The following is a 21,141-nucleotide window of genomic DNA, read 5'->3' as shown; positions in this document are numbered from 1 at the left end:
CGTGACCGACCTGACCCAGAACGACAGTCCCGACAGCGACGAATACGCCGCGCCCGCGCCGGATTTCCCGCCCCCGCCGATCGCCCAGCAGGAACGGATGGTCGAGGCGATCCTGTTCGCCGCCGCCGCCCCCCTCAGCACGCGCGATCTGGCCGCGCGCCTGCCCGCCGGCTGCGATCCCGCCGAGGCGCTGGCCGCGCTGCGCCGCCGCTATGACGGGCGCGGGGTGACGATCGAACGGATCGGCGACGGCTATGCCTTCCGCACCGCCCCCGATCTCAGCTTCCTGATGCAGTCCGAGACGATCGAGCAGCGCCGCCTGTCGCGCGCCGCCGTCGAGACGCTGGCGATCATCGCCTATCACCAGCCCGTCACCCGCGCCGAGATCGAGGAGATCAGAGGCGTCGCCGTCAGCCGCGGCACGCTGGACCAGCTGATCGAGATGGAATGGGTCCGCATGGGCCGCCGCCGGATGACGCCGGGCCGCCCGGCGACCTTCGTGGTGACCGAGACGTTCCTCGATCATTTCGGCCTCGAATCGGCGCGCGACCTGCCGGGGCTGACGGAATTGCGGGCGGCCGGCCTGCTGGAATCGCGCCCGCCGACCGAGGGGATGGCGCTGCCGGTCCTGCCCGAGGATGACGACGGGGACGATGCGGTCGACGGCCCGGCCGACGATCTCTTCGAGGATGAATAGGAGGGCCGGATGAACGCGAACAGACTTCTGAACATGCTTCTTCGGCGCCTGACGAACTGGGGTGTGGGCAAGGGCATCGATCACCTGTCGAAGCCGAAGGGCGACGGTCCTGCGGCGCTGTCGCCCGAACAGGCCCGCGCCGCGCGCAAGGCCGCGAAACGTGCGCGCCAGGCGCTGCGCATCACCCGCCGCTTTGGCCGTTGAGCCTCGCCAATCCCGCGCGGGCGCGATAGGGCTGCGCCATGACCGACGATCCTTTCGAGATTTTTCTGGTGGCGACGCCGGGGTTGGAGGCGCCCCTCGCCGCCGAGGCGCGTGATCTGGGCTGGGCGCCCGAGATCGGCCCGGGCGGGGTGACGATCCGGGGCGGCTGGGCCGATGTCCGGCGGGCGAACCTGATGCTGCGCGGGGCGACGCGGGTGCTGGCCCGGATCGGGCAGTTCCGGGCGCTGCATCTGGCGCAGCTGGACAAGCGGGCACGCAGGTTTCCCTGGGGCGATCTGTTGCGCCCCGACCTGCCGGTGAAGGTCGAGGCCACCTGCCGGGCCAGCCGCATCTATCATGCCGGCGCCGCCGCCCAGCGGATCGAACGCGCCATCACCGAAGAGCTTGGCGCGCCCATCGCGGCGGATGCGGGCATCGTCATCAAGGTGCGGATCGAGGACGATCTGGTGACGATCAGCCTCGATACCACCGGCGAATCGCTGCACAAGCGCGGACACAAGCAGGCGGTCGCCAAGGCACCCATGCGCGAGACCATGGCGGCGATGTTCCTGCGCGAGATGGGCTTTGACGGCAGCCAGCCGGTCTTGGACCCGATGTGCGGCTCGGGCACTTTCGTGATCGAGGCAGCCGAGATCGCGGCCGGTCTGGCGCCGGGGCGATCACGCGGCTTTGCCTTTGAAAGCCTGTCAAATTTCGATGCCGCCGATTGGCGGAACATGCGCGACATGGGGGCGGTACGGACCCCGCCGGTACAGTTCTTCGGCAGCGACCGCGATGCCGGCGCGGTGCGGATGAGCGCGGCCAATGCCGAACGCGCCGGGGTGGCCGACTGGACCCGGTTCGCGTGCCACCCGCTGGCCGATCTGCCGCGCCCCGACGGCCCCGCCGGCATGGTCATCGTCAACCCGCCCTATGGCGCGCGGGTCGGCAACAAGGGGCCGCTCTTCGGGTTGCATACGGTGATGGGCGAGGTGTTCCGCGACCGCCTGTCCGGCTGGCGCGTCGGCATCGTGACCAGCGAGGCGGGGCTGGCCCGGGCGACGGGGCTGCCCTTTCAGGCACCCGGCCCCATCGTTGCGCATGGCGGGCTGAAGGTCAGGCTATGGCAGACCGGGCCGCTGTGACGGCCACAGGCCGGCCTGCCGATCACCCGGGCCGGACGCTGGCCGGACGATCACGGGGCAAGTGACAGCCGGTCATCCGCGCGGGCACAGCCTGCCACCCACTCCGCCTCGGAGCCGAAATCATGCGGCACCTGCTGGGCCGTGCGCCGCCCCGAGAGGCTGAGGCTGGCAAAGAAGTCGAAACCATAGAGGGTCAGGCTGGACAGCCGCGACCGCAGCAGCAGGTCGATCATCATCGCGCCGGTGGTGGGCGGTGCCGCAAGGCTTTCGCGCAATGCGCAGTAATCGCCCAGCGGATGCAGATAGAAGCCCGGGCTGGTGGCGCTGAACCAGTCCAGCCGCTTGCGCTTGGGCGACATCCACAACAGGCGCGGCGATCCAAGCCGGCTGCGGTCGGCCTCGGCCAGCCGCACCGCAAGGGCCAGCCAGTCGGTCCGGGTTCCGTGGCTGTCGGGCGAGGGCATGGGCGCGCGGTTGATGCGGATGACCAGATCGGCCGCATCGATGGCCTTGCCATGCCCGGTTTCAGCCAGCGCCCGGGCATTGCCGATCAGGGCAACGGATTTTCCTTCGAGCGCGTCCAGCAACTGTCCCTGCGGCACCGAAAGGCGCGCAAGGCCCGCCTCGTCGCGCATCAGCCGTGCGATATGAAAGCCGAGCCGGGTCATGTCATGGCCGGGCCAGCAGATCGCGATAGATCGCGACCAGCGCGCTTGCCTCGGCCTCGATGCTGTGGCGAGCCTCGACATGCGCGCGCGCCGCGAGGCCCGCGGCGGCGCGGGCGGCATCGTCGTCCAGCCAGCGGGCCAGCGCCTGGGCGAGCGAGTCAAGATCACCGGTCTCGACCAGGTTGCCGGTCTCGCCGTCGCGGATCAGCGCCTCATAGGCGCCGACGCGGCTGCCGATGGCGGGGACGCCGCAGGCCATCGCCTCAAGCGGGGTCAGGCCGAACCCCTCCCAGCGGGCCGGCGCGACGAACAGGTCCAGTGCCTGATAGTGTTTCACCAGCAGGTCCCATGGCAGTTCGCCCAGAAAGCGGATCCGGTCCTGAAGCCCGGCATCGCGGATCTCGGACAGAAGCCCGTCGGCGAAGGCGCGGTTGTCGGGCGTGATGCGGCCGGTGAAGATGATCTGCACACGCGGCCGGTCGGGCAGCAGGCGCAGCCCGGCCCGGGTCAACAGATCGACGCCCTTCTGCTCGCGGATGCGGCCAAAACAGCCGACCAGCACCGCATCGGGGTCAAGACCCAGCTCGGCACGCAGGGCGGCACGGTCGGCCGGCGGCTGGAATATTTCGGTGTCCACCCCATGCATGACGACCTGCGCCGGCCGTTCCAGATAGCCGGCGGCCTGCGGCGTGGTGGCGACCAGCGCCTCCTGACGGCGGATCAGCCATCTGGTGAAGCCGGTATGGTGGCGCTGTGCGGCCGAGGTGAACATCAGCCGGAACCGGCGGCGCAGGATGTGGCGCAGGATCAGGCCAAGCGCCATTTCGGTATTGCGGCGGGCGTGCCAGACCCGCCAGCGGTCGCGTGGCAGGCTGGCCACGCGCAAAAGCGGGATATGCGGCACCCCGGGCGGCAGGCCGGGGCCGGTGGCGCGGATCGCGATCATCCGCGCCTGCACCGGGATCAGCCGGACGACGGTCGCGGTCACCCCGGACAGGCGGCGCTTGAGATTGGGGGCGATGACCAGCGGTGTGTCGGGCATCTCTGGCCTCCGGCGTCAGAACCTGCGTGAACCCGACCGCCAGCGGCATCAGGAAGAACGGGGACAGCATAGCGAAGGCCCGCGCCGGAGGGTATGGCGTTTGCGGCTTCCGGTCCAGTTACCGCAGTCGTCGCGGCCATGAGCCGGCACGGGCGACCGGCATGACGGTCCTGCGGCGAGGCATCAGACGATGAAGATGTCGTCCGTCACCGCCGCCACCGTGAGGTCGGCGCCCAGCACATGCACCCGGTTCGTGCCGGCAAGCTCGATGACAACCCCGTCGGGGGTCTTTTTCACATGATCCTCAAGCCAGGTCGCGACCGGACCACCCAGGAACGCTTCGGCGACCAGAATCCGATCCTCGGCCGGGTTGTAGTCATGGATACGATCCACCCCGGTCTGGCCGCCGAAGACGAATCTGTCGGCGCCGGCCCCGCCGCGCAGGACATCGTTTCCGGTGCCGCCGACGATGAGGTCATTCCCGGCCTGACCGTTCAGCACATCCCGCCCGGCATCGCCGCGGAGCAGGTCCGAGCCGGTGCCGCCGCGCAGAAGGTCGTCGCCGTAACCGCCCGACAGTCGGTCGTGACCGTCGCCGCCTTCCAACTGGTCGCGGTCCAGATTGCCCCGCAGCACGTCGTTGCCGAGGTCACCGAACAGCCGGTCGGCGCCGTTGCCGCCCGAAATCCGGTCGAAGCCCTGATTGCCGCGGATCAGGTCCGCCCCGTCCTGCCCCAGCAGGAAATCACTGCCCATGCCGCCGTGCAGCCTGTCGTTGCCGGCACCACCAAGCGCCCAGTCATGCCCGCCGCCGGCCACCACGACATCCGCCCCGGCGGCCCCGCGCAGATCGTCCCCGCGGGCGGTGCCGGACAAGGGGCCGCCCCTGCCGTCGGCGCGGACAAGTTCACCGTCGAAGAACCTGACCCAGTCCGCATAGACCGGATCGGCAACCGCCAGATTCGGCAGACTGGCCCTCGGCGGGACCGTACCAGGCGCGGTGTCCAGCTGATAGTCGCCCTGGGTCACCGCGAAATTCTGGGTCGCCATCAAGACCTTGTAGCTGCGGCCATCAACCGTGAGCCAGCCGACCTTCAGCCCGATCCCGACAAGCTCGAAAGACGAGGACAGCAGGTTCGCGCGATGTGAGGGGCTGTTCATCAGGTTGGTGTGGAGTTGCTGGATTTCGTCGCGGATGGTGCCATCGTTGTCGAGGCTGACATAGGCGATGTTCTCGCCCGTGCTCCAGCTGCCCGACAGATCGAGGCCGGCGGCGCGCATCCGCGCGGTCGGGCTGCTGCCCCCGCCGCCCTCATGCGAGAAGCGCCCGGTCGACAGCATCCAGCCGGTATGCTGATCGGCCGAGCCGTTGAGATGCGTCTCGAGCTGCAGCGCGGACAGCCCGCTGCCAGCCCGTGACTGGTTGATTAGGCTCAGGAAATAGCGTTCATCCGCAGTCGCCGTGACCATCCCGGTCTCCCTCTGTGACAGGAGGACAGGGCTAGCAGAGCCTGCCCGCGCATCCAGCCCTTTTTTGCGAGAGCGGCCGATCTGGGCAGGTCCCTGCCCAGCAGGCCCGGCGCCGTCGGCGGGCCGCCGCAGGCCGGCGGGGCGGGGCGGATTCCGGCCGAGACCGGGGCCCGGAATCGGCGGCACCGGGCAGGCACGGGGCGCGCACCGGGCGGGCACCGCGCGTACACCGACAACGCCCGGCGCCTTAACGGCGCCTTAACCGGGCCGGGCGAGGCTGGCTCCGGTCAGCGAAGGGGCGGGATCATATGGCGGTCGTCCCAAAAACGGCATCGGCGACCTCCTGCGGGGAACTTCACGCCGTCAACCTGAGATGGCCGTGATCAGCTAAATGCAGACACCTCCTCATCCCAGAACACCTTGGCATCGCTATCACGCATCATGGCCGCTGCCGCCCTGAAATCCAGAAACAGCGGATGGTCTTCTTCATACGCGGCGACCTGCTCTCGCAGCAGAGCGACAGCCCGGGCCGTGCCCCGGCCGAGCGGTCTGGCGTCAACAAATTCCAGCGCCTGCGCGGCGACGAGATATTCGATCGCCAGCACCTGCAGGGTATTCCGCAATGCCTGATCCAGCTTCAGGGCGGCACTTTCGCCCAGGCTGACATGGTCCTCCTGCAGGCCCGAGGTCATGAAATTGTCGGTCACCGCCGGCACGGCCAGGCGCCTGTTGTCGGCGACCAGCGAGGCGGCGGTGTACTGGGCGATCATCATGCCGGATTTCACGCCGCCATCGCCCGTCAGGAAGGCCGGCAATTCACTGGTCTGAGGCGTTACAAGGCGAAAGCTTCGACGCTCCGAGATGCTGCCGAGTTCGGCCGCTGCGATGCATAACAGGTCGCAGGCCATCGCCACCGATTCCCCGTGGCAGTTGGACTGGGACATCACGCGGAAACGGCCGCCCATCTCGACCACCAGCGGATTGTCGGTGGCCGAGTTCAGTTCGGCCTCGATTTGCCGCGCGGCATGGGCCAACTGATCGCGGCAGGCACCATGGACATGCGGGATCGAGCGCAGGCTCAGCGCGTCCTGAAGCCGGCGTCCCCTGCTGCCGGCGATCTGCTGGCTGCCAGCCAGCAGGGAACGAAGCCGCCCAGCGCTTTCCTGCATGCCGGGATGTTTCTTCAGGCTGATGACGACCGGATCGAAGGCGTCGATCTGGCCGCCCAGAGCCTCGAAACTCAGTGCTGCGGTGACATCGGCCCAGCCCGCCACCCGCTCGGCGTCCGCCAGCGCGAGGCAGGCCAGCCCGGTCATCGCCGGTGTGCCGTTGACCAGCGAAAGCCCGTCCTTCGGCCCCAGCGTGACCGGCTGCAATCCGACGGATGCCAGCGCCTGCCGCGCCGGCATCCGCTGGCACTTCATATCGACCTCGCCCTCGCCGATCAGGGCCAGGCCGATATGCGCCATATGGGTCAGATAGCCGACCGAGCCGCCGGCCGGCACATTGGGCAGAATGTCATGCTCCAGCAGCGCCAAAAGCCCCGAGACAATGCTTTCGTCGATGCCGGAATGGCCGTGGCTGTAGTTGATCACCGCCGCCGCGATGATGGCGCGGACCTGTTCGGCGCGCAGATCCTCACCTACGCCACAGGCATGGCTGCGCAATGTATGGCGCGACAGCCGGTGCAATTCGTCGCGATCCAGCACGATATCGCACAGTGCCCCCAGGCCGGTGTTGATGCCATAGCTGGGCCGGCCGGAATCCGCGATCTCCAGCACCGCCCGACGGGCGCGGCGAATGCGCGCCCAGGCAACCTCGGTCAGTTGGAGATCGGCGCCGTGACGGGCGACCTTCACGATGTCTTGCCAGGCGATGGGACCATCACCTGACATGATCTGATGCGCCCGGTCAGTCATGAGCGACAATCAGCGCTGTGTCCTGAATGGACGCGGGGCTGACCTCGTCCGCATTCAAAGGCCGGCCCCGCCCGAGGGCGAATTCACGCGTGGCCGAAGCGACGATCAGGATGAACAGGAACAGTACGGTGAAGCCGCCGGCCGCTGCCAGGAACTTGATCCCGTCCACGCCCTGCGCGCCGCCGCCGAAGGCGACCATGACATAGGCGATGGCGCTGATCGACAGGCCCCAGATCAGCTTCTGGCTTTTCGGCGCCTCCTCGTCGGCAGTGATATCGCGGGTGCAGATCGAGGCGATGGTGGAACTCATCGAGTCGGCTGCCGTGGCGAAGGAAATGATCAGGGTAAAGATGATCAATGGCACGAAAAGCGCCGCCAGAGGCAGGTTCTGCAGGAAGCCCCAGAGCCCGGCCACGGCGCCATTCTCGGTGATGATGGCGACCAGATCGAGGGTGCCGTCAAGCTGCCACTTGATTGCGGATCCGCCCCAGATGGCGAACCAGACCATCCCGAAGGCCGAGGGCAGGATCCAGTTGATGATCAAAAACTCGCGCAGCGTCCGGCCGTAGGAGATACGGGCGAGGAACAGGCCCATCAGCGGCGCATAGGCGATCCAGATCGACCAGTCATACATCGTCCACCAGGTCACCAGCGCCTCGCCACCATGCTCCTTGGTATCGAAGGACCAGGTGAAGAAATTGTTCAGCCAATAGCCGAAGGAGGTGGTCGAGAGGCTGAGGACATAGTTGACCGGCCCGATCAGCAGTAGCACGACCACGAGGCCGTAAAAGACGTAGGCGTTGATCGCGGACAGGAACTGGATGCCCCGGCGCAGACCCGACAGTGCCGACGAGATGAACACTGCTGCGATCACGACGGTCAGGATCAGCCACGTCGTCGGGTTGGACTGGACACCGTATTGCGCCTCCATCCCGGAACTGATCAGTGCCAGGCCCGCGCCCAGCGACGAAGCCAGCCCGAGCGCGATCGCCAGCACCGAGATCACGTTGATGACGGCACGGACTGATGGCTGCATCGCCCGTTCGCCGAACAACGGCACCAGGGTCGAGGCGATCGAGAACTGCTGTTTGCGGTTATAGTGCATATAGGCGATCATCAGACCCACGACCGAATACATGGCGTAGGGAATGAAGCTCCAGTTATGAAAGCTGCGGGCCAGCGCGAAGATCGCGGCCTCGGCGCTGCCGGGCTGGAAGGACTGGTTGGCGATCTCGCCATAGACATTGCCAAGATAGATGATCGGCTCATTGACCGAATAGGTCACGACACCGGTGGCAATGCCGCCTGTCAGCGCCATTGCGAAGGTCGAAGGCAGCGAGAAGGCAGGTTTCGCGTCCTCCCCGCCAAGGCGGATCTTGCCAGCCTTCGAGAAGAAGATGAAGGCCGTGATCGCCAGCGCGGCGAAGGCCAGAAGCTGATACAGCCAGCCGAAATCGGAAAGCGAAAAATAGAAGATGGCCTTGGCCACGCGGACCAGCATCTCATTGTTCAGCAGTCCGACTGCGACAGCAATCAGGATGATGGCGAATGCCGGGATAAAAACCGGCGCGTTCATGCGTGTGTGCTTTGTGGTATCCAACTTTCCCTCCCTCTGGAATGTGTAACCGATGTATTTCCCGTTTGCCGTGCGGTGATCCTGAAAGATGTTCCCGAGCTTCCTCACACCGATTCGCACTGAGCGATAAGGACGGCCCCCTCACCGTCGATCTGTGCTTCATCACTGCCCGGAAACATGCAGTCCTTCGGGCCGAGAACCTGCCCGGAAACGGAAATTCTTCCTTGCCGGCAGATGACAGCCCATGTCGCGGGCAAAGCCGGACGAGGCCTGCCGGCGACCTCCAGCGTCACGACCCGGTGGTGCAGCCGGGCACGACGGGTCATGATGTTCGAATCAGGGATCGGGCCGGTGGTCAGTCGCGCCGTGACCTCCGCCTCGCCCGGAAAGCGGATCATGGGATGGGCTGCATCCAGCGCATGGCCTTGTCCGTGCAGCGTCAGCATCATGCCGGCGCCCTGCATGAGGCACTGCGTCCGATCAACACCCTCGAAGCGCGAGAAAGGGCCGCCGGCGGCGACCTCTGCCAGGCTGACACGGAAATCGAAATCCTCCATCCCGGCACCCGGAGGAAACGTCGCAATCTCATGAGTGGTGCCACCGCCATTCTTCCACGGCATGGCGTGGCCGTGCCCCTACGGACCAGATTCATGTCAAATCGGACAACAGCCCCAGAACCTGCGTTTGCACGCAGCCGAAGGCCACCGGACAAGTCCTCAAGCGATTTGACACCCTTGCCGAGCACAGCAGCGACCCTCCCAAGCCCCAAAATATGTCTAAACGTATTTTAGTTCTATGTCTATAGTTATTTTGCGCAACCATACGGCGTTGATCGTGTAACCGCTCCCCGACGGCTTTGTTGCGGAAATGCCGTGGAGGATTCATCATGTGCGTCCAGCGTGGTAGCTGGTCATCATGTGCAGACCCATCCCGCCGGGCTGCAAGGCCAAGAACTGGCCGACCTGCAACGAAGCGCTGAAGCAGCGTGGCTCACTGACGATCTGGTTCGATCCGGACATGGCGTGGATGTCGGCACCGACCGGCAAGCGAGGCAGGCAGCCGCAGCATAGCGATGCCGCCATCCAGACCTGGCTCTCGATGAAGGTGCTGTCCGGCATGGTCGTCATTGTTGCGCCATTGACGAGTGACCATGGCGAGGCGGGTTCGTCGAGCGCCTGTTAGGCCTGGTCGGCCTCGACTGGTCGGTGCCGGACTTCAGCACGCTGAGCAGACGACAGAAGTCCTTGGCGGTGACCATTCCCTATCACCGCCGAAGTCGCACTGAAACGAAGATGCACTGCGTGAAGCTGCTGGGGCAGAGCCTCATGGCACGCGACTTCGATCGCCAGGTCGCAGAACTCCAGGTCCGCGCCGCCGTGCTGAACGGCTACACCGTGCTTGGCATCCCTGACACAGAGCCCGTGGGAAAATTCCGTCTGGGATAGGGGAGGTCCGGGCTGCACGCTCTTTGCGCAACAAGGCTACGGTACAGCGCTGCGCATGCCCCAAGGGTGTCAGTGCCGCTTCCGACGCCTTTTTGATGGGTCGGCAACCGTAGAGAGGCGGCCAACGATGGCGTTCGCCAAGTCGCGGCGGACGATGGCAAGGATCGCCTCGGCGTCCCCGGTTTCCAGATCGAGGGACCGCGCCACCGCGGCCAGATCTTCGCCCCCGATATCGACGCGGCGGAACAGTTGGCAGGCCAGCGAGGCGACATGAACCCGCAGATCCTCCTCACAGGCGCAATAGACGCCCATGAGCAGGTCCTCGATCTCGGGTATTGAATCGGTCGCGGGAACGGTGGTGGCCGGTCGCATCGGCCGCGAACGTGTCATGAAAAGCCCCCTCTCGCGCGGGCGCGATCGCCCGTCTGCAAGAGGACGCCAGTCACACGGATTGGTTACATGGCCAGCGTCAGCCGGCGGAGAGTTCGTCCGCGCAATCCGTCTCGTCCACCGGATGCTCGCATCCCGCGGGCGGGCAGGAGCAATCGTCAAAGCCGTGGCGGCAGCACGGCCCGCAATGCGCCAGCAGCGCCTCGCTCAGGGCCGTGCGGGCGCGGTGCAGCCGGACATTCAGGGCACCCGGCTTCACGCCCAGATCGGCCGCCACCGTCGCGCGATCATCCTCGTCGATGTCGATGCTACGGATCAGATCCGCATCCGCCGGTCGCAACCCTCCCACCAGCCCCTTGACGCAGTGGCAGATCACCACCCTGCCCTCGACCGGTTCCTCGGCAAGTTCGGCGGATTGCATCTCGAGCGCGACCGCATCGTTCAGGCGCCGCGACCGGCCCGCCTTGCGATAATGATCGTTGAGCGCCGAGCGCAACACCGCATAAAGCCAGGCGTCCATCCGCTCGGCATCGCGCAGCTGGTCCTTGCGGGCCAGAACCCGGATGCAGAAGTCCTGCAGCACGTCCTCGGCATCCGCCCGGTTGCCAAGCCGTTTCATCAGGAAGCCCAGAAACGCACCGCGGCCGATCCGCAGCGTCCGCTCCAGCGGGGCGCCATCCGGGTTGCCGTCCTTTGCCATGCCTGTCATCGCCGTTCCTTCCTTGCGCGGGCGTCCGTCATCCGGGGCTCATGCGAACAGGACCGGACATTCGCGCGCGCATTTGTTACGCACAATGATATATATATCAGGTGCAAGGTGCCGAGCCCGGCCAAGAGACAGAAGAACGAGATGTAAGCGTAGCGCAGGAACAGGATGTCGACAACGACCACGGCCACAATGGTCAGGGCGAACAAGCGCATGTGATGGTAGGTCAAGATCGCCGGCGGCGCGATGATCAGGAACAGGTAGATCACATAGGTGAGCCGCAATGGGAAGTGGTGAATCAGCCTGTAGGTATCCACCAAGGGAGAATTCGCCGCCGCCATGCCAAGGGCGATAGCCGCCAGCATGGCGCTTCCCGCCTTCCGCCCTTCATGTCTCGAGTCCGGTCCGGAAACAGCCATCGGTGGTCGGTTTCTCCGATGAGCGGCGGGGAATGATCATGCGATCAGCCGGAAAAGTCATTGCCTCCGGATGCTCCGGCGCGGTTGGAAAAGCGGGGTATGAACGCAGGCGTCGCTTCGGCGTCACGGTCCCAATCGTTGCCGAACCGCGCGCGCCGAACACACATCCAGACCAGCACCCGTAACAGCGCCGACGTCAGAAGGGTCGGCCATTGAAAGTCATCTACGTGCTTCCCGAACGGTCGCAGGCACCGCCCGCGGTCGTCACCGCCTCCCGGTCCGCGCTGGTGAGCCTTGTCTCGGGAAGCAGGTTGCGGATCGCCCGCACCGCATCGTCCAGGGTCAGACAATCCGCGATGCTGGAAATCGACCGGCCGGGCGATGGACGGGCCCGGCCCGCCGCGGCGGCAATGACCGCTGCGGTTGCGATGCTCGGCTCGCCCGTTTCCAACCGGAGGGGGACGATCCTGTGTCCCCGGCTGTCGCTGCCGCAGACCACGATCCGGGTCGTCGCCTCGCCCAGCGTCGGGCCGGCAAGGGTGGCGCGCGCCAGCGGTCGGGCAAATCGCGCGCCAAGCCCGCCGAAGCCAAGGCGCAAGGCGCAGCGCAAGAGATGCGTGACCCAGGGCGGCGAGATGCCGAGAAACACCTGCACCGTCTCGACCGACGGCCCGAATTCTTCGGCCAGGATCCGTTGTTCGACAAACGGAAAGTTCAGCGCGATGCGATCCGGCTTGCCATCGGCAAAGGGAAACCGGCGCACAAGCCGCCCGGTCGCGATTTCGGTCATGCGCCCGTCCCTGCGCACCGAAAGGCGTGTGCCGAGGCTTTCATAGAACCAGCGCATTGCCGCCGGCCCGGCATGCGCGCCAAGGCCAAGTTCGGCACCGATATGAAGCCGCCGCAGGTCGGGATGCAGGCGCCGCAGTTCATGTGCCATCAGGTTCGTCAGCCCCGGTGCGACGCCGACACAATCGAGCAGCATTCCCGGGCCGCCCTCACGGCGCGCCAGATCGCGAAACGACAGCATATATTCCGGCGTGGCGGAGGTCTCGATGAGCACCGCGCCCAGGCGAATCGCGGATCGCATGATTGCAGCGCCGGTGGCCTCGGTCAGGTTGATCACCCGATCCCCGGCTTCAAACGGAAGATGCGTGTCTTGCGCCGACAGATCCGCTGCCACGTGCTCATACCCGGCACTGCCACGCCGCGACACCGTAACGATTCCGGCGCCATCGGCCTCCAGCAGGCGAGCGACATGTGCTCCCACCTGACCGGTTCCGCCGAGTATCCAGACCCGACCTTTCATTTGCGCAGGTTCCTCGGCCCTCGCGAATTCAGCAGCACGGAAATCGAGGAAGCGCCGGCCCGGTGCCCCGCGCCGGCATGATTTCGTTTCGGCATGCTTCCCCGTCTCCGGCTACTCCCTCTCGCTGCTTGCTTCCGGTGTACCACCAGAAGCCGCAATCCATCACTCAGGGGCCTCCACCAGAATCTTGACCTGCGACTTCTCGGCCACCAGCGCCTCGAAACCCTCCGCCACGATATCATCCAGCCCGATCCGTTTTGTGACCAGCCGCTCGGCGCTGAAATAGCCCTGCTCCATCAGCGCCATCACGGCGGGATAGATGTTGCGATAGGCGATGGTGCCTTTCAACTGCCGCTCTTTCAGAACCAGGTAATTGGGCTGGATCGCGGCCTCGCCCTCCCAGATCGAGACGATCAGCACCTGCCCCTCATGCGTGGTGGCGTCGACGCATTGGGGCAGAACGGCCGGCACGCCGGTCACCTCGAAGGCCACGTGGACGCCGGTGCCGGTGGCGGCGCGGATCACCGCGACCGCGTCGCTGTCACGCGGGTCGATGGCGCTGGTCGCGCCCAGTTCCAGCGCGCGGGCACGGCGGATATCGGATGGCTCGACGACATGGATTTCCGAGGCGCCCGCGACGCGCAGGGCCTCGACGACCAGCAGCCCGATGGGACCGGCGCCAAAGACCGCCGCCTTGTCGCCCGCCTTGATCTGGCTCAACCGCACCGCATGCAGCGCGACCGCCGCCGGCTCGACCAGCGCGCCCTGCTCCATCGACAGCCCGTCGGGCATCTTGTGGACCATCCGCGCGGGCACGACCGAATGGGCGGCGAAACCGCCATACCCGCCAGAAAGGCCAACGAAACCCAGATTCTCGCACAGGTTATACTTGCCATCCCGGCAGGCCGCGCAATCGCCGCAGGCGAAGATCGGCTCGATCGCGACGCGGTCGCCCACCGCCAGCCCGTCGACGCCCTCGCCCAGTTCGGTGACGGTGCCGCAAAATTCATGACCCATCGTAATCGGTGCCTTGCCCTGGCTCAGCGGATGGGACTGGTCCACCGGGATAAAGATCGGCCCGGCCAGATATTCATGCAGGTCGCTGCCACAGATCCCGGTCCAGGCGACCTTGATCTTGACCTGCCCCGGACCGGGGCTGGGCTCATCGACCTCTTCCACGCGGATATCCCTTGCGGCGTGCCAGCGTGCGACTTTCATGACGATTCTCCTTGATTGAAAATATGGTGATGCCCGGGACCATGGCCCCGGGCGCAAAATCATGGTCAGGACAGGTGATGGACTTCCTGCAGCTTGTAGACAGGGGTCTCGATTCCCTCCATCCGGGCCTTAAGCTGCAGCGCCAGATACAGCGAGTAATGCCGCGACTGGTGCAGGTTGCCGCCATGGAACCACAGCGCCTCCTGCTGGGTGGGCTTCCACATGTTGCGCTGCTCGCCCTCCCACGGGCCGGGGTCCTTGTTGGTCTCGGAGCCAAGCCCCCAGACCTTGCCGACGCGGTCGGCGACCTCCTGGCCCATCAGGTCGGCTGCCCAGCCGTTCATCGAGCCGTAACCGGTGGCATAGACGATCAGGTCGGCCGGCAGCACCTCGCCCGTGTTCAGTTCCACGCCCTCGGGGACGATCTTCTCGATCTGGCCCTGCGCCACCTTGACCTCGCGGTCGATGATCAGCTGACTGGCGCCCACGTCGATGTAATAGCCCGAGCCGCGGCGCAGGTATTTCATGAACAGGCCCGAGCCGTCATCGCCCCAGTCCAGCTTGAACCCGGCCTTTTCCAGCCCGGCATAGAAATCCCTGTCGCGTTCCTTCATCTGCTCGTAAAGCGGGATCTGCCATTGATGCATGATCTTGTAGGGCAGCGAGGCAAAGACCAGATCGGCCTTTTCGGTGGTCATGCCGTTCTGCACCGCCTGTTCGGAATACAGCGCGCCCAGCCCGATCTCCATCAGCGAATCCGACCGCACGATATGCGTGCTCGAGCGCTGGATCATGGTCACCTCGGCCTCGTGTTCCCACAGGGCGGCGGCGATGTCATGGGCCGAGTTATTGGCGCCGATGATGACCACCTTCTTGCCGGCATAGGCATCCGGGCCGGGATGCTGCGAGGAATGATGCTGCTCGCCCGCGAAGCTGTCGGCGCCAGGGAAGGTCGGGACGCGCGGCTTGCCCGACATGCCGGTAGCCAGCACCAGCTGCTTCGGCCGGATGGTGACCTGTTCGCCGTCGCGGTCGATGACGACGCGCCATTCCTGCGCCTGCTCGTCATAGCTGGCCGATCTGCATTCGCTTTTCGTCCAGTAGTTCAGCTCCATGACCTTGGTATACATTTCCAGCCAGTCGCCGATCTTGTCCTTGGGCGCGAAGACCGGCCAATTGTCGGGGAACTTGATATAGGGCAGATGGTCGTACCAGACCGGGTCATGCAGACACAGCGACTTGTAGCGCTTGCGCCACTGGTCGCCGGGGCGTTCGTGCTTGTCGATGATGATCGTGGGCACGCCCAACTGACGCAACCGCGCGCCAAGGGCGATACCGCCCTGCCCCCCGCCGATGATCAGCGTATAGGGCTGGCGGTCATAGCCCAGTTCGGCGGCTTCCCTGTCGCGCTCTTCCTGCCAGCTGAGGCGGTTCTTGCCGGCGCCATGCTTGGCGCCCAGTGGTCGAGCGAAGCCCTTGGATTCCTCGTGCCCCTTGAGTTCCTGAAGCGCGGTCAGCAGCGTCCAGATTTTGCCATCGCGCAACCGGATCATGCCCCGGCCCCGTCCCGCAGCGGTTTCAAAGCAGATCCAGGCGGTGATGACGCCGCCGTCCTGGGCAGGGATCTCGTTTGGCTCAAGCGCCCATTTGCCGGGCCGGGCGGAGGCCAGCTGGTTTGTCAGCATGTCCGCCACCTGGTCCCGCCCCTCCATCGTGCGCAGGTTCCAGGTAAAGGCGACCAGATCGCGCCAATAGCAATCGCTGACGAACATCTGCGTGGCGCGGGCGATATCCCCGGCCTCAAGCGCGGCGCCGAAATCGTCCAGAACGGCCTGCACCTGATCGGTCAAAGTGGAATCAAGCATGTTATCCTCCTCCTGAAAATGCGGATCTCCTCCGCTGATCAGGATGAGGGGCGGCTCCCGTCCGGGACAGGATTTTCAGGTGCGGGCCACATGCAGGCCCGGGTTTTCCTGCCCCGCGGTTGCAGATGCAACGCCGCGCAACACGCCCGCAACGCCGCGCCAGCCTATTGCGGCGGCGCGAGGCCCGCGCGCTTGACCCGGCGCATGATGGTCGAGCGGTTCACCCCCAGCCGCCGCGCTACCTGCGCCATGTTCCAGCCGCAGGCATCGAGCACCGATTCGAGGCTTCCGGCCGTCTCGGCCGCAGGCTGCGCCAGCACCGGATCGGGCAGGTCGCCAATGTCGATCGTGCCGCCCTCGGACAGGCTGACGGCGACCTCAAGCGCGCTGGCCAGTTCGCGCAGATTGCCCGGCCAGACACGCGATTGCAGCTCGGCGCGCGCGGCGGGGGTCAGGCGCAGCCCGTCGGGGTTGCGCGACCGCAGCAGCCGCTCCAGCAGCCAGTCGAAATCCTGCCGCAACCGCAAGGGCGGCAAATGCAGCGCCACCCCGGCAATGCGAAAGAACAGGTCGCCCCGGAACGCGCCCTGCCGGGTCATCGCCGCCAGATCCTCGCGCGCCGAGGCGATTACCCGCAGCTTGGCGTCGCCCAGCAGCCGCAGGACCGCAGCCTGACCCGCCGGCGACAGATCGTCGGCACCCTGAAGAAACAATGTCCCCTGCACCTCGGCCTGCGGGCGCAACGCGTCGATCGCGGCCGGGTCGGCTCCGGCGCAATCCAGCGCGACAAAGGGCCGGGGCTGCGGATCGCACATGTGAATCGCACGGGCCAGCCGCTGCTTGCCGGTTCCGGTCTCGCCCGCCAGCAGCAGCGGGATCTGCGTCCGCGCCAGCTTGGCGGCGCGCGAAAGCACATGCTGCATGGCAGGATCGGGGCCCGCAAGGCTGGACAGCCCGCCCGGCAGCACCGCCCCGGCGCTGCGCGCCACCCGAGGCACCTGCGGGGCAATGGCATGGCCGAACAGCGCCCGCCCGTCACGAAGCCGGATCACCCGCTCCTCGGTCGGGCGGCCGCGCATCAGTTCAGGCAGGTCGTCGATGCCGATCTCCATCAGCCGGTCCAGCCGCTGGCCCATCAGATCGCCATCGGCGCCCCCCAATACCTGCTGCGCGGCATGGGTCAGCCCGATAATGCGGCCCGAGCCATCCAGTGCGATCGCCGCCTCGGGATCGACCTCAAGGAATTCCGGGCTGGCCGACAGCCGCAAGACCCATTCGCGCCGGGTCATCGCCATCAGATTGGCCATCTCGGCCCGCCGGGCCGCAGCGCATACGAGATTCATCGCCAGATTCTGGCTGGCCTTGGCTTGCGGCGAGCGCAGAAGCGACAGGTCCAGCACCGCGGACAGCTTGCCCGAAATGTCAAAGATTGGCGCGGCCGTGCAGGACAGGGGCGTGTGATGCAGATCGAAATGGTCGGTCTGGTGAATCGTCACCGCCTCGCCCGTCACCAGACAGGACCCGACGGCACAGGTTCCGGCGCGATGTTCGGACCAGTCCGAGCCCAGATACAGACCCGCCTCGCGCAGCGCCTCCTGATCCTGCGGCTTGCCAAGGGAATCCACCGTAACCCCCTGCGCATCGGCCATCAGCAGCACATAGCTTTGCCCGGACACCTGCCGGAAAAGCGCCTCCAGCCCCGACCGCGCAATGGCGATCAGCCGCTCGGACTGTTCGCGGTGGCTGCGCAGCTCGGCCTCGGTGACGATATGAGCCGGTGAGGGGCGCGCGGGGTCCAGCTTATAGGTCTCGACGCAGCGCCGCCAGCTGTCCAGCACCACGCCATCACGACCCGTTGCCTGGCCGCGCATGACGCGCTCGATCTCGGCGACATGTTCTTGGTTGCGCATCTACTCCCCCTTAATCTCGGGAGTATTGCACAGAACCTGCTCTGTCCCGCGTGTTTTCAACGCAAGGCTCACACCACACTACACGACACAGGGGTGGTTGCCTTCGCCCTGCTTCGAGCCTGAACGCACACCTATGGTTTTGGCGCCCTGCCCCGCCTGTCCTGGCCTTGGCGGGTGTCATGGCGGATCACGCGGCGCTGTCGCGGAACTGCCTGCGATAGCTGGCCGGGGAGATCGAGAACGCCCGCGCGAAATGCTGCCGCAGCGATACTGCCGAGCCGAATCCGGCCATCTCGGCGACATGCTCGATGGAGCATTCTCCGGTTTCGAGCAGGCGCCGAGCTGCCGCGAGACGGTGATTCAGCAGCCATCGGGTCACGGTGGTTCCGGTCTTCTTCCGGAAGTGGCGGGTAAAGCTGCGCCGGCTCATGCAGGCATGGCCAGCCAGCGCCTCCAGACCCAGCGGCTCGTTGAGATGGGCGATGGCCCAGTCCAGTGTGGCGGAAAGCTGATCCCGGGTGCCGGAATCGGGCAGAGGCATCTCGATATATTGCGCCTGCCCGCCATGGCGGTGCGGCGCCATCACCAGCCGCCGGGCGATGTTGTTGGCAATCTCGGCGCCGTGGTCGCTGCGCACCAGATGCAGGCAGCAGTCGATCGTGGCCGCGGTGCCCGCCGAGGTCATGATATCGCCCTCGTCGATATAGAGCGCGTTGCGGTCGAGCACCACGCTGGGATAGCAGCGTTCGAACTCGTCGGCCCAGGCCCAGTGGGTCGAGGCGGTGCGGCCGTCGAGCAATCCGGCCCGGGCCAGCACGAAAGTGCCGAGGCAGAGGCCGACCAGCCGGGCACCGCGGGCATGGGCGCCGCGCAGCGCGTCGAGCAGGGCCTCGGAAGGAGGGTCCTCGGTGTCGCGCCAGGCCGGCATGATGACGGTATCGGCCCGCTCCAGAACCGAGAAATCATGCGGCACCTCGATCTGGAAGCCGGAAATGGTCGGTGTCAGCCCGGCGGTCTCGCCGCAGACCAGCACCTCGTAACGCGGCGCGCCAAGCCTGAGCAGAGCATCGCCGAACACGATGCAGGGCACTGACAGGTGGAACGGGATGACGCCCTCATAGGCGATCACGGCGATGGTGTGCATGGCGCGGCTGATCCGATCCGATGAATTTGGCCCAATCCTATCATAACTTGTCCATCAGGCCACTTTCATGAACGGAAAAATTCGCCAGATTCAACTCCACGACACACAGCGAAAGGAGACACGCCGTGACTCATCCCACCATCCGGAGCATGGTCGGCGCCAATGCGCCGGAGAGCGTCAATCCGGCGACGACCGCCGTTCTGGTGATCGACTTCCAGAAGGAATATTTCGAAGGCCGCATGCCGGTGCCGGATGGCGCCAGCGCCCTGGCCAATGCCAGGCGCCTGATCGACCGGGCAGATGCGCTCGGCATGCCGGTCTACCACATCCAGCATGTCACGCCCTCGGGAGCGCCGATCTTCGCCGAGGATGGCAAGACGGTCGATTTTCATCCGGACATCACGCCCGCGCCGCATCACAAGACGGTGCGCAAGTCCTCGGTCAGCGTGTTCCCGACCACCGATATCGACGCACAGCTCAAGGCCGCCGGCATCAGGACCCTGATCGTCACCGGCCTGATGACCCATGCCTGTGTGGCCGGCGCCGCCCGCGATGCGGTTCCGCTCGGCTACGACGTCATCGTCGCCGCCGATGCCTGCGCCACCCGCGACATCACCGGCCCCGACGGCAAGACTGTTCCCCATGCGGACCTGCACAAGTCGTCGCTGGTGACGCTGGCGGACACCTTCGCCGACATCCTCGATACCAACGCGGTGCTGGCGCTGGCGAAGGGCTGAGTTCGTCTTTCCCTCCGGAAGCCAAGGAGATGTTCACGGTGACCCATCTTGCATAGCTGGCCGTCCTGGCGCTGACCTCCGTCGATGCCGCCGCCCAGACCGCCGCGACCGGCGGGATCGTTTCAGCCCCGACCCGCGAGCTGAACTGGATGGAGCTGCCGAATGCCGGCGGCGTGAAATACGCCAACCTGCGCGGCGATCTGGCCGGAAAAGGCCCCTACGAAGCCTTCGTGCTGTTTCCCGCCGGTGCCGACAACCCGTTCCACTACCACAGCCAGGCGATCCCGACCGTGGTGATGCAGGGCACGTTCTATGCCGTGATCGACAGCAGCCCGCTGGTCGTCTCGACCCATCTGCTGGTGAACCTTGTTGGCGTCGAATACGGCGACAATCAGCGCGCCTCGATTTTCTGGGTCATTGGCTTGGTCTTCGCGATGCTCTTCGGCGCCATCCTGTTCGGTGTCATCCCGCTGCGGGGAATCGTCTGATGACCAGCCAGAACATGAAGCCGCTCGAAGGCATCCGCGTTCTCGATCTGACCAATGTGCTGGCCGGGCCGTTCTGTTGCCACCAGCTGGTGCATCTGGGCGCTGAGGTCATCAAGGTCGAGTCCGTCGGCAAGGGCGACCTGGCACGCAACCTTGGCGCCGATGCCGATCTGAACAAGCGCGGTATGGGGGTCTCCTTTCTCGCGCAGAATGCCGGCAAGAAATCCATCACGATCAACCTGAAGCATGACGAGGGCAAGGCGCTGCTGAAGCGCCTTGTTGGGACCGCCGACGTTCTGGTCGAGAATTTCCGGCCCGGCGTCATGGACCGGCTCGGTGTCGGCTACGAGATGCTGAAGGCGGTCAATCCGCGGCTGATCTATTGCGCCATCTCGGGCTTCGGCCAGCAGGGACCGTGGCGCGAGCGTCCGGCCTATGATCAGATCATCCAGGTGAACCGCCCCGGGTTTACCGGAGAGTTTCTGTTTCAATGATTAGGCTGCTTTTTCGGCAGCATTCAAGGTTTCGTAGAAGGCCTCCTCTGCTTCTTGTGGTGTGACGTATCCGATGGCGCTGTGCAGGCGGGTGTTGTTGTACCAGTCGACCCATTTCAGGGTTTCCCATTCGACCTGACCGACGGATTTCCAGGGGCCAAGGAACTTGATGACCTCGGCCTTGAAGAGACCGATGATGCTTTCGGCCAGGGCATTGTCATAGGAATCTCCAACGCTGCCCACCGAGGTGTCGATGCCTGCCTCGGCCAGCCGTTCCGTGTATCGGATCGACAGA

At 65.8% G+C, this 21,141-nt stretch carries 20 protein-coding genes and 2 pseudogenes; 7 read left to right on the top strand and 15 right to left on the bottom strand.

Annotated features, from left to right (window positions below; translation table 11 throughout):
* Position 1 precedes the first annotated feature (1 nt).
* Genes scpB through KNW02_RS01525 form a run of 3 tightly spaced genes read left to right on the top strand, consistent with a single transcriptional unit; the run spans position 2 to position 2,046 of the window.
* A complete protein-coding gene (scpB, locus tag KNW02_RS01535; protein ID WP_431356727.1) occupies positions 2-697 on the top strand; it encodes an SMC-Scp complex subunit ScpB in 696 nt (231 codons plus the stop codon).
* Positions 698-706: 9 nt separating this feature from the next.
* Complete coding sequence (locus KNW02_RS01530; RefSeq protein ID WP_216031497.1) at positions 707-901, top strand: hypothetical protein; 195 nt, start codon at positions 707-709, stop codon at positions 899-901.
* Between the two features lie 38 nt (positions 902-939).
* Positions 940-2,046, top strand: a complete 1,107-nt coding sequence (locus KNW02_RS01525) for a THUMP domain-containing class I SAM-dependent RNA methyltransferase (protein WP_216031496.1) — start codon at positions 940-942, stop codon at positions 2,044-2,046.
* Positions 2,047-2,096: 50 nt separating this feature from the next.
* Here the strand turns inward: KNW02_RS01525 and KNW02_RS01520 are convergent, their stop codons facing one another.
* From KNW02_RS01520 to KNW02_RS01495, 6 genes are all read right to left on the bottom strand, one after another.
* The gene (locus KNW02_RS01520) at positions 2,097-2,714 is read right to left on the bottom strand and encodes a glycosyltransferase family 29 protein (protein ID WP_216031495.1); all 618 of its coding nucleotides are present in this window, start codon (positions 2,712-2,714) and stop codon (positions 2,097-2,099) included.
* 1 nt (position 2,715) lies between these two features.
* Positions 2,716-3,756, bottom strand: a complete 1,041-nt coding sequence (locus KNW02_RS01515) for a glycosyltransferase family 4 protein (RefSeq protein WP_216031494.1) — start codon at positions 3,754-3,756, stop codon at positions 2,716-2,718.
* Positions 3,757-3,939: 183 nt separating this feature from the next.
* The gene (locus tag KNW02_RS01510) at positions 3,940-5,226 is read right to left on the bottom strand and encodes a CAP domain-containing protein (protein ID WP_216031493.1); all 1,287 of its coding nucleotides are present in this window, start codon (positions 5,224-5,226) and stop codon (positions 3,940-3,942) included.
* 383 nt (positions 5,227-5,609) lie between these two features.
* Positions 5,610-7,121: an HAL/PAL/TAL family ammonia-lyase gene (locus tag KNW02_RS01505; RefSeq protein WP_252733345.1), complete on the bottom strand. Its 1,512-nt coding sequence runs from the start codon at positions 7,119-7,121 to the stop codon at positions 5,610-5,612.
* A 16-nt stretch (positions 7,122-7,137) separates the two neighbouring features.
* The gene (locus KNW02_RS01500) at positions 7,138-8,721 is read right to left on the bottom strand and encodes a BCCT family transporter (RefSeq protein ID WP_216031491.1); all 1,584 of its coding nucleotides are present in this window, start codon (positions 8,719-8,721) and stop codon (positions 7,138-7,140) included.
* Between the two features lie 104 nt (positions 8,722-8,825).
* Positions 8,826-9,341, bottom strand: coding sequence for a HutD/Ves family protein (locus KNW02_RS01495; protein ID WP_216031490.1), 516 nt, complete (start codon positions 9,339-9,341; stop codon positions 8,826-8,828).
* Positions 9,342-9,636: 295 nt separating this feature from the next.
* Here KNW02_RS01495 and KNW02_RS01490 point away from each other — a divergent pair.
* Positions 9,637-10,166, top strand: a pseudogene (locus KNW02_RS01490) (transposase).
* 69 nt (positions 10,167-10,235) lie between these two features.
* Here the strand turns inward: KNW02_RS01490 and KNW02_RS01485 are convergent.
* The 8 genes from KNW02_RS01485 to KNW02_RS01450 all read right to left on the bottom strand — a co-directional run bounded on the left by KNW02_RS01485 (position 10,236) and on the right by KNW02_RS01450 (position 19,127).
* Entirely contained in the window at positions 10,236-10,556 is a 321-nt protein-coding gene (locus KNW02_RS01485; RefSeq protein ID WP_216031489.1) for a hypothetical protein, read from the bottom strand.
* 79 nt (positions 10,557-10,635) lie between these two features.
* On the bottom strand, positions 10,636-11,265 hold the full coding sequence (locus tag KNW02_RS01480) for an RNA polymerase sigma factor (RefSeq protein WP_252733344.1): 630 nt from the start codon (positions 11,263-11,265) through the stop codon (positions 10,636-10,638).
* Entirely contained in the window at positions 11,262-11,627 is a 366-nt protein-coding gene (locus tag KNW02_RS01475) for a hypothetical protein (protein ID WP_216031488.1), read from the bottom strand. The genes KNW02_RS01480 and KNW02_RS01475 overlap by 4 nt, the downstream gene beginning before the upstream one ends.
* A gap of 277 nt (positions 11,628-11,904) precedes the next feature.
* Positions 11,905-12,990 (bottom strand): NAD-dependent epimerase/dehydratase family protein, encoded by a 1,086-nt coding sequence (locus tag KNW02_RS01470; RefSeq protein ID WP_216031487.1) that lies wholly within the window; start codon positions 12,988-12,990, stop codon positions 11,905-11,907.
* 162 nt (positions 12,991-13,152) lie between these two features.
* Complete coding sequence (locus tag KNW02_RS01465; RefSeq protein ID WP_216031486.1) at positions 13,153-14,208, bottom strand: 2,3-butanediol dehydrogenase; 1,056 nt, start codon at positions 14,206-14,208, stop codon at positions 13,153-13,155.
* Positions 14,209-14,273: 65 nt separating this feature from the next.
* Complete coding sequence (locus tag KNW02_RS01460) at positions 14,274-16,073, bottom strand: NAD(P)/FAD-dependent oxidoreductase (RefSeq protein ID WP_216031485.1); 1,800 nt, start codon at positions 16,071-16,073, stop codon at positions 14,274-14,276.
* Positions 16,074-16,237: 164 nt separating this feature from the next.
* Positions 16,238-17,983 (bottom strand): sigma-54-dependent Fis family transcriptional regulator, encoded by a 1,746-nt coding sequence (locus KNW02_RS01455; RefSeq protein ID WP_216031484.1) that lies wholly within the window; start codon positions 17,981-17,983, stop codon positions 16,238-16,240.
* 187 nt (positions 17,984-18,170) lie between these two features.
* Complete coding sequence (locus KNW02_RS01450) at positions 18,171-19,127, bottom strand: GlxA family transcriptional regulator (protein WP_216031483.1); 957 nt, start codon at positions 19,125-19,127, stop codon at positions 18,171-18,173.
* Between the two features lie 125 nt (positions 19,128-19,252).
* Here KNW02_RS01450 and KNW02_RS01445 point away from each other — a divergent pair, with 125 nt between their 5' ends.
* The 3 genes and pseudogenes from KNW02_RS01445 to KNW02_RS01435 all read left to right on the top strand — a co-directional run.
* Positions 19,253-19,864 carry a cysteine hydrolase family protein gene (locus tag KNW02_RS01445; protein WP_216031482.1) on the top strand — a complete coding sequence of 204 codons (612 nt, stop codon included), beginning with the start codon at positions 19,253-19,255 and terminating at the stop codon, positions 19,862-19,864.
* A gap of 149 nt (positions 19,865-20,013) precedes the next feature.
* Entirely contained in the window at positions 20,014-20,352 is a 339-nt protein-coding gene (locus KNW02_RS01440) for a cupin domain-containing protein (RefSeq protein WP_216031481.1), read from the top strand.
* A gap of 14 nt (positions 20,353-20,366) precedes the next feature.
* A pseudogene (locus KNW02_RS01435) lies at positions 20,367-20,804 on the top strand (CaiB/BaiF CoA transferase family protein); the annotation flags it as partial.
* A 42-nt stretch (positions 20,805-20,846) separates the two neighbouring features.
* Here the strand turns inward: KNW02_RS01435 and KNW02_RS01430 are convergent.
* Positions 20,847-21,141: integrase core domain-containing protein (locus KNW02_RS01430; protein WP_216031480.1), on the bottom strand; the 295-nt coding region annotated here is incomplete at its 5' end.

The organism is Paracoccus marinaquae (genome assembly GCF_018860165.1).
Lineage (GTDB): Bacteria > Pseudomonadota > Alphaproteobacteria > Rhodobacterales > Rhodobacteraceae > Paracoccus > Paracoccus marinaquae.
This window is presented reverse-complemented; position numbering and strand designations above follow the sequence as displayed.

Excerpts from the sequence above, each read along its gene's own strand:
- KNW02_RS01530 (WP_216031497.1), top strand. The coding sequence starts at position 707 with ATGAACGCGAACAGACTTCTGAACATGCTTCTTCGGCGCCTGACGAAC.
- KNW02_RS01525 (WP_216031496.1), top strand. The coding sequence starts at position 940 with ATGACCGACGATCCTTTCGAGATTTTTCTGGTGGCGACGCCGGGGTTG.
- KNW02_RS01520 (WP_216031495.1), bottom strand. The coding sequence starts at position 2,714 with ATGACCCGGCTCGGCTTTCATATCGCACGGCTGATGCGCGACGAGGCG.
- KNW02_RS01515 (WP_216031494.1), bottom strand. The coding sequence starts at position 3,756 with ATGCCCGACACACCGCTGGTCATCGCCCCCAATCTCAAGCGCCGCCTG.
- KNW02_RS01510 (WP_216031493.1), bottom strand. The coding sequence starts at position 5,226 with ATGGTCACGGCGACTGCGGATGAACGCTATTTCCTGAGCCTAATCAAC.
- KNW02_RS01505 (WP_252733345.1), bottom strand. The coding sequence starts at position 7,121 with ATGTCAGGTGATGGTCCCATCGCCTGGCAAGACATCGTGAAGGTCGCC.
- KNW02_RS01500 (WP_216031491.1), bottom strand. The coding sequence starts at position 8,721 with ATGAACGCGCCGGTTTTTATCCCGGCATTCGCCATCATCCTGATTGCT.
- KNW02_RS01495 (WP_216031490.1), bottom strand. The coding sequence starts at position 9,341 with ATGCCGTGGAAGAATGGCGGTGGCACCACTCATGAGATTGCGACGTTT.
- KNW02_RS01485 (WP_216031489.1), bottom strand. The coding sequence starts at position 10,556 with ATGACACGTTCGCGGCCGATGCGACCGGCCACCACCGTTCCCGCGACC.
- KNW02_RS01480 (WP_252733344.1), bottom strand. The coding sequence starts at position 11,265 with ATGACAGGCATGGCAAAGGACGGCAACCCGGATGGCGCCCCGCTGGAG.
- KNW02_RS01475 (WP_216031488.1), bottom strand. The coding sequence starts at position 11,627 with ATGCTGGCGGCTATCGCCCTTGGCATGGCGGCGGCGAATTCTCCCTTG.
- KNW02_RS01470 (WP_216031487.1), bottom strand. The coding sequence starts at position 12,990 with ATGAAAGGTCGGGTCTGGATACTCGGCGGAACCGGTCAGGTGGGAGCA.
- KNW02_RS01465 (WP_216031486.1), bottom strand. The coding sequence starts at position 14,208 with ATGAAAGTCGCACGCTGGCACGCCGCAAGGGATATCCGCGTGGAAGAG.
- KNW02_RS01460 (WP_216031485.1), bottom strand. The coding sequence starts at position 16,073 with ATGCTTGATTCCACTTTGACCGATCAGGTGCAGGCCGTTCTGGACGAT.
- KNW02_RS01455 (WP_216031484.1), bottom strand. The coding sequence starts at position 17,983 with ATGCGCAACCAAGAACATGTCGCCGAGATCGAGCGCGTCATGCGCGGC.
- KNW02_RS01450 (WP_216031483.1), bottom strand. The coding sequence starts at position 19,127 with ATGCACACCATCGCCGTGATCGCCTATGAGGGCGTCATCCCGTTCCAC.
- KNW02_RS01440 (WP_216031481.1), top strand. The coding sequence starts at position 20,014 with ATGGAGCTGCCGAATGCCGGCGGCGTGAAATACGCCAACCTGCGCGGC.